This window comes from Loigolactobacillus jiayinensis (genome assembly GCF_003946445.1).
GTDB lineage: Bacteria > Bacillota > Bacilli > Lactobacillales > Lactobacillaceae > Loigolactobacillus > Loigolactobacillus jiayinensis.
This window is the reverse complement of sequence record NZ_RHOF01000076.1, coordinates 1-11,480: the sequence shown is the minus strand read 5'-3', so window position 1 is coordinate 11,480 and position 11,480 is coordinate 1. Positions and strand designations below refer to the sequence as shown.

Genomic DNA, 11,480 nt, shown 5'->3' with positions numbered 1-11,480 from the left:
TATGATACCGCGATTATTGGCCGATTCATATCCGGTCTGTTATTAGGTGCTTACAATTAAAAAAATTCGTCATCAGCTGATTAACTGGTGACGAATTTTTTTACGCACTGGTAACTGCTTTACTATCTAACGCTTCAACCACGGCATCCTCAAATGATTCTGGCGTTGTGGTCGGCGCATAACGATGAATCAGTTGCCCATCGCGCCCAATCAAGAATTTAGTGTAATTCCACTTGATCCGCCCATGACCAGATTCATCCTTCAAGTAACTGAATAACGGATCAGTACCATCACCGTTAACGGCCACACGCTTGGTCATTAAAAAGGTGACCCCGTAGTGTACTTGGCAGTATTCACTGGCTTCTTCGTCGGAAGCTAACTCTTGCCGAAATTGATTGGAGGGTAAGCCAACAACGACTAATCCTTTATCTTGATACTTATTGTGTAGGGTCTCTAACCCCTTGAGCTGTGGTGCAAGTCCACATTTACTAGCAGTATTAACGACTAATAAAACTTTATCGCGAAAACGGTCCAGTTTGAAGGTTTCACCTTCCATGCTGGTAATTGTAAAGTCATAAATTGACGTCAAATGATGACCTCCCTTTGTTTGTTGAGATCAGTATAGCAGAAGATAATGAATATTGTGGGTAATTAAATTGATAAACAACTGCGAATATAGGGTAATTGTGCGGATGATAATGCAGAGAAATCATGAACGACTGTGTAAAGTGATTTTTTAACTGTATATCGATAACTTATTGTTGGTACTGATGTGATAGACGAGTTTGGTTAAGCACTTTTCCTTTAAATGATGCATTATTGATCTTATATTAATAAATTAAAATGTAATTCTAGCGATTCTAACAACCCAATCAGTACCGTACATAAATCCGGAGGCATCAATGGTAAGTAGTTTTTCTGAAACATCTTGCATAAAATTGAGTGTTTTACTATTGTCTAACCAGGTGATTTGCTTAATTTTTTTATTAATACCGGTAAAAGAACGTAAATTATTCCCTTCACCACCTAAAACAACATTTTTATTTCCGACAATTTTTAAATCAAAAATAAAAAGATATATATTATTTTTGTCAACAACTGCAAAATCTCTGTAGCGATTATCAGTTTTTAAATTTTTTGTTGGTTTGGGCTTATATAAAGCGGGAGCTGCCATTTTGGTCCATTGACCAATTAAATTCATGTAATTATGATTGATTGAAGGAATGGAACCTTCTCCTGTTAAGCCAACATTGATTAGTATATTAGCTCCAACTTGACGAGCATGGGCAATGTTTTCAATGATTTCTCGCGGAGACTTAAAACTGAGATCATTTTTAGCATAACCCCAGTGCTGATTCATTGTTAAAGAAATTTCACCAGCAACATATTTTTCACCAGATAAACCATGGTTGATAGCGCTGGGCGTATTACGCTCGTATGTCACTACATCTATTTCTGGATTGCTAATTTTCCCTCGATTTTTTAACCCAGTATTATTCACGATTATTGCTTCGGGTTGATATGTTCTAATTGTCTGGTAGAGTTCATCTAAATGCCAGTTAGCATCTTTCTTATTCCAATTACCATCAAACCAGAAACCACCAATTTGGCCATAATTTCTACATAACAATTCAACTGACTCTTTTAAATAGCTAAGATATTTTTTAAAATTTTTTGTGTAGAGTGGGCTATGCCAATCATAGGTGGCCATATAAAAAAAGGGTTGGATACTTTCTTCATGACACGCGACAACAAATTCCTGAATTAAATCACGATTTGCTGGGCTGTGCATTACATCAAAATCGCTAAGGCCCTTTGTATCGTATAGAAAAAAGCCTTCGTGATGTTTTGTTGTTAAGACGATATATTTTGCTCCCATATTCTTTGCAGCACGGACAAGTGATTTTGCATCGAATTTAGTTGCAGTAAAGGTATGGATTAACTGTTCGTATTCTGCCTTATTACGCCCGTGAATAAATTCCGACCATTCTCCAACGCCTAATTGCGAATATAGTCCCCAATGGAGGAATAACCCTAATCCAAGATCTTCATATTGTTTAACGCGCTTTAATGATGTAATCAATTAAATCATCTCCTTTAATTGATTGATACAATAACTAACCCAATGCGTTAAGGATACATACAGCTTTTTTAATGTTAGATAGTGTTGTACCAATGTTTATGCGAAAATATCCTTTTCCATTAGTGCCAAAGTCTCTGCCCATCTGGATGCCAATGCCACCCTGAGTGACAACTTTATAGAATGAATTATCGGTATATTTATTTGGAAATTTGATTAGAACGAGATAGGTTCCTTGAGATGGGGAAATGGTAAAACTAGAATTTAAATTATTTTTTAAATAAAGATAATTAGCATATAAATAGTCATTTAACTCATCGACGTAATATTCACATTGAGTGTATGCAGTAATCGTTGCTGTAATCGCTAATGTATTTAATTTTGGATAGTTTCCCTCGGCGTGTAATTGCTGGAATTTGATTAGAGATTCTTTATTGCTGCTAATTAGAAAACTACTTTTTAATCCGGCGATATTAAATGTTTTAGTTGGTGCTGATAGTGTATAAATATATTTATTACTACCAGTTATTTGCAGTATAGGTGTAAAGATTTCACCTGGGAAAATAAGATCACTATGAATTTCATCGCTAATAATAGGAATATGATATTTAGCTGTTAAGGCAGTAAGTTGTTTTAAGTCTTTAGCTGTCCAGACTCTGCCACCAGGATTATGTGGGTTACAGAGAAGTAAAAGATGGGGTCGTTCATTGGCTATAAGTTTTTCCAACTCAATGAAGTTAATTGTTAAACCATGTTCAGTAAAATTGAGCTTGTAAAAAAGTGGTTGTCTTTCCAGATTTTTAACGGTTTTGAAAAATGGAAAATAAATTGGATTAAACATAAGAATTTTAGCGTTCTTTTTGGTTAGAATACGAATTAATAAATTCATTGAAGACATCACGGTTGCATTTTCCTGAATATTTTCGGGAAGAACAGTTACTTGATGACGCTTTTGATACCATTTTGAAATTGCGGAGTAAAAGTTATTTGGAACAAAAGTATAGCCTAAGGGCGACTGGTGTAATCGAGTGACTAACGAATTTGTGATTTCTTGTGGTGCCATAAAGTCAGTATCAGCAACCCACATTGGAAGAATATTTTGATTGTTGAAGACTGACTCACGTAAATCCCATTTTTCGGAATTACTATTAGTACGATTAATTTCAGTGTCGAAAATTGTGGTCATATTATACCTCTTTAATAATCTTTTGCTTGAAAAACTGTGGAAGCTTATAGCTTTCAATATATTCTACCGGGCATTGTTGACCAGGTCTTTTGGTAATGCGATGTTGCTGTAGTAACAATGTTGCGTTTTTTAGATTAAATAAATTTAGAATTCGGGGGTTGTTAATGATATCAATCGAATTAATTTGTTCGTAAGAAAGTAGGTAAGGATTAATATTAAAATCTTTTCTTAAACGCTCATAGATTGAGATGTAGTTATCTTTATTTTTTACCTTTTCACTATTAACTAATTTTGTGGGGATATAAGAAAAGGAGACATCTGCTATTGTGCTGCCTCGATTTTTAGTTCGAATAAATCTAAAGTAAGTTTCGTTTACCTGTAATTTCAGTTTTTTTAAAATATGAGCTTCATGTGCTTCAGTAATGGAAACAACAGTTACTTTTTCCACGCTGTTAGGAAATTTTTCTATATCATAAAGATGGATTAATTCGTCTTTACTTCCCTTAGAGACATAGCTTCCCTTACCTTGAATGCGGACAATAATGTCTTTACTAGCTAGCTCGTTGAGTACTTTTACAGCGGTGGTTGAGCTAACGTTATATAAGCTTTTGATTTCTGACTCACTGTAAAATTTATCGCCCCTTTTGAAAAGTGAATTGGCTATTTTACTGATCAAGTCATCAACAATTAAGGCGTATTTAGGTTTATTCATGGAATGCCTCCTTTATGCAAATAGTATAACACGAATCAAACATAATGCGTTGACTAGATTCATTTAAATAAAGCGCTTGCATTACCTTCATAATAGTGCTAAATTATATATATTAAATACTTAACATGTTAAGTCCTATTGGGGGTGATTGCATGGAATACATTGTAGCGGCACACGGGAAGTACGCAGAGGAGATGGTAAAGAGTTGTCAGTTAATTACTGGAGCGACAACAAATTTTCATTACTTTAATTTTATGCCTGATATGAGTTTAGACGATGTAATACAAAATTATACGGAAATAGTCAGTAAGTATAAGCTTGAAGACGTTTGCTTTTTAACGGATATTAAATCAGGGACCCCGAATAACGCTGCGTTGATTTATACACAAATGGTTGGTAAAGGTATAGTTTACACGGGAACATCATTAAGCGTTTTAGTTTTTCTTGCGACGGGTGAAACTTTAGAAAATGTGTTTGAAAGTATAGAAACATTTACGGGACTATCAGAAATGGAAAACACTAATAATGAAGGAGATGAAGAGGATGAGTGAATTAACAGATAAGGGAATTGTTAATGTACGTGTTGATGAACGATTGATTCATGGACAAGTTGCAACAATGTGGACCAATAGTTTAAAAACTACACGTATTATGGTTGTAGATGATAGGGTAGTTAAAAACAGCATCGAAAAAATGGCGCTTAAGACGGCAGTACCATCAGGAATCAAACTAAGTATTCTAACTGCTAAAGGAGCGGCAGAACGAATTAACGCTGGAAATTATATTGGACAGCGTGTCTTTCTGTTGGTAAAGGCACCACAAACGCTGAAAAAATTATTAGATGGTGGTGTGCCACTAGAATTAGTTAATGTTGGCAACATGTCACAAAAAGATGGCGCAAAATCAGTTAAGAAGTCTGTTGCAGTTACAGATGATGATATTGAGACGTTTCATTATCTAGATCAAAAGGGTGTGCGGTTAGTTGCGCAAATGGTTCCTTCAGAAAATGCAGAGGACTTCATGAAACTATTGAAGTAGGAGGAGGTAAGACGATGCATATCGAAATATGGCAAATATTATTATTAACAATTTTGGCATTTTGGATGATTATCGATCAATTGACATTATCTGTTATAGGCAATTATCCTTTATTAGTTGGTTTAGTAACTGGTATTATTATGGGCGATATTACAATTGGTTTGGCTGTTGGGGGCACTCTACAATTGATGGTACTGGGGGTTGGAACATACGGTGGAGCAAGTGTGCCAGATTTTCTAACTGGTGCAATAGTTGGTACTTCATTTGCAGTAGTAAGTGGTAAAGGGCTTGATTTTGCAATTGGTTTAGCAGTTCCAGTCGGGTTACTAATGGTACAACTAGATGTTTTAGCAAGATTCAGTAACACTTTTTTCTTACATCGAGTAGACAAAGGAATTGCTAATAATAATACTAATGCTGTAGAACGCAATATTATTTTGGGCGCATTACCTTGGGGTTTGTCACGAGCAATACCCGTTTTTGTGATGTTAACTTTAGGCAATGGTATTGTTAATAATATTGTTAGCAATTTACCGGAGTGGATCACTGGTGGGTTAAAGGTTGCCGGTGGAATACTACCAGTTGTTGGTATTGCAATATTACTCCGCTATTTACCGACCAAACGTTTCTTAGCCTACCTTATTATAGGATTCGTACTAGCATCATATATGAAAGTTCCTATGTTAGGCGTTGCTTTAATTGGTGTCGCATTAGGTCTTGTTTATTTTGAAAATCATAATAATAAAGCTAAGCCATCTGCAACCACAACAACAGGGGAGGATTTAGACGATGGAGAATACGAAGACTAACTATAAAATCACAACGAAAGATTTGCACCGTGCTAATAGACGCTGGCTTTGGGGAAGTCAAATTTGTTGGAATTATGAAAGAATGATGTCAACTGGTTATTTATATGCCATGTTGCCAACACTACAAAATTTATATTCTGGCGATGATTTAAAAGAAATGATGACAATGCATAATCAATTCTTTAATACTAATCCATTTGTTGGTCCACTTATTGTAGGTATGGATATCGCAATTGAAGAGAAAGATGGTATACGTTCAAAAGAAGCTGTAACTGGTCTTAAAACAGGCTTAATGGGACCATTTGCAGGTGTTGGTGATACAATCTTTGGTGTAATTATTCCAACAATTTTAGGTTCTCTGGGTGCGTATATGGCCTTAAAAGGGAATCCAACGGGTGCTATTGTCTGGTTTTTAGTTAACGTAGGTATAATTTTCATTCGTTATCCATTAATGCGACTAGGTTATAGTCAAGGAGCAAAAATCGTAAGTGAATATAACGAAAAGCTAACTCTGTTAACAGATTCAGCAATTCTATTAGGGGTAACCGTAGTAGGCGCATTAATTCCTACGGTTATTAATGCCAAAGTACCATTCGTGTATCATTCAGGTAAAGTGACCTTGAAAATGCAAAGCATGCTTGATCAGATCATGCCGAGCCTTGTGCCTGTTCTTTTAGTAGCCTTGGTCTACTGGTTACTGGGTAAGAAGAAAGTTACTTCGACAAAAATGATTATTTTCGTTATGGTGCTGGCTATTGTATTACACGCAGTGAACATACTTTAGGAGTGATTTTATGAGTTTAGAATTCTTTGACAAGGCGCGTGAACTAACAGATGTTTTGGAGAAAGAGGAAGCTGAAAATATTCATAAAGCGGCAAAAATTGTGGCTACAGGCATTATGAATGGTGGTATTACTCAGGCTTTTGGTAGTGGACATTCATATGCTGCTGCAATTGAGGTTAGTGGACGAGCTGGTGGTCTGATTCCCTCCAAAGTGATCGAAGACCCAGCTGGTGGTTACTACGAGCAATTTGAAGGTGTTGGTAAGCATTTAATGCATCGAGTCGATTTACAAAAGAACGATGTACTATTTTTAATTTCTAATTCAGGTCGTAATCCCATGATTCTAGAAATGGCTGATATAGCTAAGAAAAAGGGCGTTAAGATTATTGTTGTTACAGCGTTAGAATCTTCTAAAATGTCGACTTCACGTTCATCGTTGGGTAAATTGTTATATGAATACGGTGATGTTGTATTGGATAATCATTCAGGTTATGGCGATTCCGCCTTAACAATTTCGGGATTAGATACAAAAGTATGTGGTACGTCTTCATTTTCAGCGGTATTGTTACTACAACAAGTTATTTATGAAGCAGTAGAAATAATGGTACAGAAGGGACATATACCACCAGTTTACCAAAGTGCCAATATTGATGGTGGTCCAGAATTTAATGAAGCTATTGAAGATAAGTTTGCAAATCGGATTTTTCACATGTAAAAAACTTATTCTTAAAAAAAATCAATATTCAGGCCTGTATTCAGCGTGATATTAAGATGTATAGAACTGAATAAGAATCATGAGCACTATTTAATGGCCTCACACCGTACTATGGTGGGGCCATTTTTAATTTAATAATTTAGAAATGAAAGGCAAGCAATATGAAATTAGAAAATTTAGAAACAGAAAAGGTTAATAGGGATTCATATAATATTGATCGAATTTCAACTTATGAAATGGTTAAAATTATTAATCATGAGGATCATAGAGTGGCAGAAGCTATTGAAAAAATACTACCTACATTAGCAACCGTAATTGATCGGATAAGTGAGCGCTATAATAAAGGAGGACGATTGATTTATCTAGGTGCTGGGACATCTGGTAGATTAGGAATTTTAGACGCTGCTGAATTGGTGCCGACGTTTGGGATTGATGCAACACGTGTTGTAGGGTTAATTGCTGGGGGTCATAGCGCAATGTTTCAAGCAGTGGAAGGTATCGAAGATTCAACGGTGGCAGCACAAAAAGAATTAAAAAATTTATGCTTAAGTTCAATGGATACAGTTATCGCGATTGCTGCGAGTGGCCGTACTCCTTATTGCCTTGGTGGGTTGAGCTTTGCTAATACAATGGGTAGCCTGACAGTTGCATTAACTTGTGTAGCTGAAAGTGAAATGGGAAAATTAGCAGATTACGAGTTAAACCCAATCGTTGGTCCAGAAACGATTACAGGATCCACTAGGATGAAAGCTGGGACGGCACAAAAAATGGTATTAAATACTTTATCAACTGGAGTTATGATTCGTGCTGGTAAAATCTATCATAATTTAATGATAGATGTCCTGCCAACAAATGAAAAGTTAACCCAGCGAGCACAAAGAATCATTGTAACAACCACTGGCGTATCATTGGCAACTGCACAAATAGCGTTGCTTCAAGCTAAGAATGAAGTACCAACAGCTATTACGATGTTGAAAACTGGCAAGAATTATACACAAGTTAAAGAACTACTTAAAGAAAAAAATGGCCAAATTAGTCAGGTATTAGCGGATGATTAATGATAAGAGGGAAACAAATTTATATCAATTCTTAAAACAAACAATAAATCAAAAAATGGTTAGTGGTATCTCGTACTCAGTATTAAATCAAAATGAGCGAGATCTGTTTTATCTTGGTAAAGTTGGACAAAAAATATCAAGCTCAAGCTTAAATCCTAATATGATCTATGATTTAGCATCTTTAACTAAAGTAGTTGGAACAACGACTCGAGTATTACAATTGTTAGCAAATGGACAGATTAATTTATTTGACTCCGTGAGTAAATACGTACCGAAATTTCATCACTCAGAAATTACGATACAAAATTTATTACTCCATAATAGTGGATTACCTAATGATTTAGCTGATGTTCATCAATTAACGCGGGCTACTTTAATCAATAAAATTTTTAGTACTAACTTAAAAAGCCAACCAGGGTTGTTAACATGTTATTCAGATTTAGGTTATATTTTATTGGGTTGGGTAATTGAGAAAATTGATAATTCATCATTACAAGATAGTTTTGCTAAGCATATTTTCGTGCCATTAGAGATGAAGGATACAGGATATAATCTGAAACGTGATAAATCACTGTTTATACCAACGGAAATTCAAAAACAGCGTGGTGGATTAATACAGGGAGAAGTGCATGATTATAAGGCCCTTTTACTCAATGGGATGAGTGGACATGCTGGACTATTTTCGACATTACTTGATTTATGTCACTTTACAACCATGCTCTTAAACGGTGGTGTTTATAAGAACAAAATAATTATTCCTAAAACAGGTATGGAATTATTAAATAGAATTCAGTATGGTGGACGTTCATTAGGTTGGTTATGCAATTTGGAGAAATCGCAATATTGGCATACCGGATTTACGGGCACTTCAATTACTTTTAATTTAAAACAACAACAAGCGTTTATTTGCTTAACTAACAGGACGTATCCAACTAGAAGTAATACACAATGGATTGATGCACGAAAGCAAGCTTTTGCTATCTTTTTTAACGATTCAAAAGAGAAATTTTAAAAAGGAAAATGAAATGACAGAAATTAAACGAATTACCACTAAAAAAATTTCGTTACCATTAAAAACACCGTTCAAAACAGCTAAACATACTGTTACATCGGCTGATGCTATTTTAATTGGAATAGAAACTAATAATAATGTTGGATACGGTGCAGCAACTCCCAATTTAGTTGTTACGGGGGACACGTTATTTAGCATAGATAATATAATTACAACTGTTTTAGCACCTAGGCTAATAGGGCAATCATTATCGGATTGGCACTATATAGATAGTATTATCCAGAAGACTGTACAATATAATTCTAGTGCTAAGGCAGGATTAGAAATTGCTTTTCACAATCTTTTGGCAAACGAGCTTAGTTTACCGTTAGTTACTATTTTAGGCGGTAAAAGGCAGCCTGTTGTCACTGATTATACGGTTAGTATTTCTTCCGCTGAAAAAAATGGCGATTAGAGCTAAAGAAATGGTTAAACTAGGTTTTAAATCAATAAAAATAAAAATTGATGGAGATTTAAATCAAGATATTCAAAGAATTGAGGCAATTGGACAAGCTCTAAATACTAATATTAGTTTACGAATTGATGCTAATCAGTCTTTGACTTATAAAACTGCGCGTCAATTAACCTCATTATTGAGCCAAGATAATTTTAATATTGATTTTATTGAACAACCACTTCCTGCTGCTGACATTACGGTATGATTAGACTTACTCATGATTCACAGTTGCCAATCATGGCAGATGAAAGTGTATACTCTCCTAATGATGCGGTTCAGCTACTTGCTAATCAAGGTTGTGACTTTATTAATATTAAGCTCATGAAGGCTGGTGGATTGAGTATGGCAGAGAAAATTAATACCCTAGCTGATAGTTTTGGTGTTCGCTGCATGATAGGTTGTATGATTGAAACACCAAATAGTATTGCTGCCGCAGTTGCATTTGCTGAAGCAAATCCTAATATTGTATTTGCTGATTTAGATTCTGTCTATATGTTAGCGTCACCGGAAACTGAATTCTCAAATCTTAAAGTAATTGGTTCTGAATTAAATAGCTAATGATAAGTTCTCGGCAGATAATACGGGAGTTAAAAAACGATGAATCATTTAGAAAAAGCGCTAGATGAATTAGTGTCAACGTCCGATGGAAAGATATCTTTGATGGTACAATCCTCTACAGGTTTTAAATATGCGTATCAAGCTACTGATATATTTCCGGCTGCAAGCTTAATTAAGTTAGGTATCTTACTATATGCAGAAATGTATTGGCATAAACATCCAACGTGTTTAAGTTTAGAGCTACCAATTGATAGAAAAGTATCTGGTGCAGGTGTATTAGGATTACTAAATATCTCTAGGCTATCAGTTCATGATTTATTGGGCTTAATGATTAGTATTTCCGATAATACGGCGACCAATACTTTAATTGATTATTTTGGGTTAAATAATATTCAGCAATGGCTACAGCTGAATTATCCACGTGCTACTTTACAACGTTATATGTTAGATACAACAGCAAAAAATGATAATTTAATTGATGCTACAACTGCTTTTAAAATGATGGTAGATATAATGGAAGTACCAAAAAATGAATTTATTAAAAATGCGCAAAATTGGCTTAGACATCAACAATCACAGTATAAATTACCAGCCTTTATTTCAGATGTTTCTAAATCAATACAAATTTATAATAAAACAGGTGAGTTATCAGCTTATGATCATGATGTTGCTTGCTTTAAAAAGGGCAGTTTAATAATTTATGTAACAGTACTTTCGCATTTTAATATCTCACGTCAAACAAATTTAAATCGAATTCAGAATATTGGAAAAGTAGTAATGGCTAATTGCACAAGATAATTGTATGAGTATTAGAGTAATAAGATACATACAATTACCTAAAAGTAGTAAGCACTATTAGTATTAAAAAGACTATACCTTCAATTAAATATAAAAGGGTATAGTCTTTGAATTTCTATATCATTACTTATTATTTACATAGTTTCGCAATAAAATTTTAGTTATCATTATTTCCCAGGTTGGTACTCAGGATCAATCACCAATACAGGCTTGATCGTTTTACCACTGATCGAG

General features: G+C 34.8%; 15 protein-coding genes. 11 read left to right on the top strand and 4 right to left on the bottom strand.

Features of this window, described 5'->3' with window-relative positions; all coding sequences use genetic code 11:
• Positions 1–100: 100 nt before the first annotated feature.
• The 4 genes from EKM80_RS13565 to EKM80_RS13550 all read right to left on the bottom strand — a co-directional run bounded on the left by EKM80_RS13565 (position 101) and on the right by EKM80_RS13550 (position 3,978).
• On the bottom strand, positions 101–589 hold the full coding sequence (locus tag EKM80_RS13565; RefSeq protein WP_125554107.1) for a glutathione peroxidase: 489 nt from the start codon (positions 587–589) through the stop codon (positions 101–103).
• Between the two features lie 249 nt (positions 590–838).
• Positions 839–2,083, bottom strand: coding sequence for an alpha-L-fucosidase (locus tag EKM80_RS13560; protein ID WP_125554105.1), 1,245 nt, complete (start codon positions 2,081–2,083; stop codon positions 839–841).
• Between the two features lie 34 nt (positions 2,084–2,117).
• Positions 2,118–3,266: a MalY/PatB family protein gene (locus EKM80_RS13555; protein ID WP_125554102.1), complete on the bottom strand. Its 1,149-nt coding sequence runs from the start codon at positions 3,264–3,266 to the stop codon at positions 2,118–2,120.
• Position 3,267: 1 nt separating this feature from the next.
• Complete coding sequence (locus EKM80_RS13550) at positions 3,268–3,978, bottom strand: GntR family transcriptional regulator (RefSeq protein ID WP_125554101.1); 711 nt, start codon at positions 3,976–3,978, stop codon at positions 3,268–3,270.
• Positions 3,979–4,130: 152 nt separating this feature from the next.
• Here EKM80_RS13550 and EKM80_RS13545 point away from each other — a divergent pair, with 152 nt between their 5' ends.
• From EKM80_RS13545 to EKM80_RS13495, 11 genes are all read left to right on the top strand, one after another.
• A complete protein-coding gene (locus tag EKM80_RS13545; protein ID WP_164509582.1) occupies positions 4,131–4,529 on the top strand; it encodes a PTS sugar transporter subunit IIA domain-containing protein in 399 nt (132 codons plus the stop codon).
• Positions 4,522–5,016: a PTS system mannose/fructose/N-acetylgalactosamine-transporter subunit IIB gene (locus tag EKM80_RS13540; protein WP_125554097.1), complete on the top strand. Its 495-nt coding sequence runs from the start codon at positions 4,522–4,524 to the stop codon at positions 5,014–5,016. Before EKM80_RS13545 ends, EKM80_RS13540 begins: the two co-directional genes overlap by 8 nt.
• A 14-nt stretch (positions 5,017–5,030) precedes the next feature.
• Positions 5,031–5,825 (top strand): PTS mannose/fructose/sorbose/N-acetylgalactosamine transporter subunit IIC, encoded by a 795-nt coding sequence (locus EKM80_RS13535; RefSeq protein WP_125554095.1) that lies wholly within the window; start codon positions 5,031–5,033, stop codon positions 5,823–5,825.
• Positions 5,806–6,609 (top strand): PTS system mannose/fructose/sorbose family transporter subunit IID, encoded by an 804-nt coding sequence (locus EKM80_RS13530; RefSeq protein ID WP_125554093.1) that lies wholly within the window; start codon positions 5,806–5,808, stop codon positions 6,607–6,609. The genes EKM80_RS13535 and EKM80_RS13530 overlap by 20 nt, the downstream gene beginning before the upstream one ends.
• Positions 6,610–6,619: 10 nt before the next feature.
• Complete coding sequence (locus tag EKM80_RS13525; protein ID WP_125554091.1) at positions 6,620–7,324, top strand: SIS domain-containing protein; 705 nt, start codon at positions 6,620–6,622, stop codon at positions 7,322–7,324.
• A gap of 161 nt (positions 7,325–7,485) precedes the next feature.
• Positions 7,486–8,382: an N-acetylmuramic acid 6-phosphate etherase gene (gene murQ, locus EKM80_RS13520; RefSeq protein WP_125554088.1), complete on the top strand. Its 897-nt coding sequence runs from the start codon at positions 7,486–7,488 to the stop codon at positions 8,380–8,382.
• Positions 8,375–9,394, top strand: coding sequence for a serine hydrolase domain-containing protein (locus EKM80_RS13515; RefSeq protein ID WP_125554086.1), 1,020 nt, complete (start codon positions 8,375–8,377; stop codon positions 9,392–9,394). The genes murQ and EKM80_RS13515 overlap by 8 nt, the downstream gene beginning before the upstream one ends.
• Positions 9,395–9,407: 13 nt before the next feature.
• Positions 9,408–9,848 carry an enolase-like domain-containing protein gene (locus EKM80_RS13510; RefSeq protein WP_164509581.1) on the top strand — a complete coding sequence of 147 codons (441 nt, stop codon included), beginning with the start codon at positions 9,408–9,410 and terminating at the stop codon, positions 9,846–9,848.
• 10 nt (positions 9,849–9,858) lie between these two features.
• Positions 9,859–10,095, top strand: a complete 237-nt coding sequence (locus EKM80_RS15145) for an enolase C-terminal domain-like protein (RefSeq protein WP_164509580.1) — start codon at positions 9,859–9,861, stop codon at positions 10,093–10,095.
• Positions 10,096–10,127: 32 nt separating this feature from the next.
• Positions 10,128–10,448, top strand: a complete 321-nt coding sequence (locus EKM80_RS15140) for an enolase C-terminal domain-like protein (RefSeq protein ID WP_164509579.1) — start codon at positions 10,128–10,130, stop codon at positions 10,446–10,448.
• A 39-nt stretch (positions 10,449–10,487) separates the two neighbouring features.
• Positions 10,488–11,246 (top strand): serine hydrolase, encoded by a 759-nt coding sequence (locus EKM80_RS13495; protein WP_125554078.1) that lies wholly within the window; start codon positions 10,488–10,490, stop codon positions 11,244–11,246.
• Positions 11,247–11,480: the final 234 nt, after the last annotated feature.

Bases quoted from the DNA above. Each gene is read 5' to 3' on its own strand.
- EKM80_RS13540 (WP_125554097.1), top strand. From the start codon at position 4,522: ATGAGTGAATTAACAGATAAGGGAATTGTTAATGTACGTGTTGATGAA.
- murQ (WP_125554088.1), top strand. From the start codon at position 7,486: ATGAAATTAGAAAATTTAGAAACAGAAAAGGTTAATAGGGATTCATAT.
- EKM80_RS13550 (WP_125554101.1), bottom strand. From the start codon at position 3,978: ATGAATAAACCTAAATACGCCTTAATTGTTGATGACTTGATCAGTAAA.
- EKM80_RS13525 (WP_125554091.1), top strand. From the start codon at position 6,620: ATGAGTTTAGAATTCTTTGACAAGGCGCGTGAACTAACAGATGTTTTG.
- EKM80_RS13545 (WP_164509582.1), top strand. From the start codon at position 4,131: ATGGAATACATTGTAGCGGCACACGGGAAGTACGCAGAGGAGATGGTA.
- EKM80_RS15145 (WP_164509580.1), top strand. From the start codon at position 9,859: ATGGTTAAACTAGGTTTTAAATCAATAAAAATAAAAATTGATGGAGAT.
- EKM80_RS15140 (WP_164509579.1), top strand. From the start codon at position 10,128: ATGGCAGATGAAAGTGTATACTCTCCTAATGATGCGGTTCAGCTACTT.
- EKM80_RS13530 (WP_125554093.1), top strand. From the start codon at position 5,806: ATGGAGAATACGAAGACTAACTATAAAATCACAACGAAAGATTTGCAC.
- EKM80_RS13555 (WP_125554102.1), bottom strand. From the start codon at position 3,266: ATGACCACAATTTTCGACACTGAAATTAATCGTACTAATAGTAATTCC.
- EKM80_RS13535 (WP_125554095.1), top strand. From the start codon at position 5,031: ATGCATATCGAAATATGGCAAATATTATTATTAACAATTTTGGCATTT.
- EKM80_RS13495 (WP_125554078.1), top strand. From the start codon at position 10,488: ATGAATCATTTAGAAAAAGCGCTAGATGAATTAGTGTCAACGTCCGAT.
- EKM80_RS13515 (WP_125554086.1), top strand. From the start codon at position 8,375: ATGATTAATGATAAGAGGGAAACAAATTTATATCAATTCTTAAAACAA.
- EKM80_RS13510 (WP_164509581.1), top strand. From the start codon at position 9,408: ATGACAGAAATTAAACGAATTACCACTAAAAAAATTTCGTTACCATTA.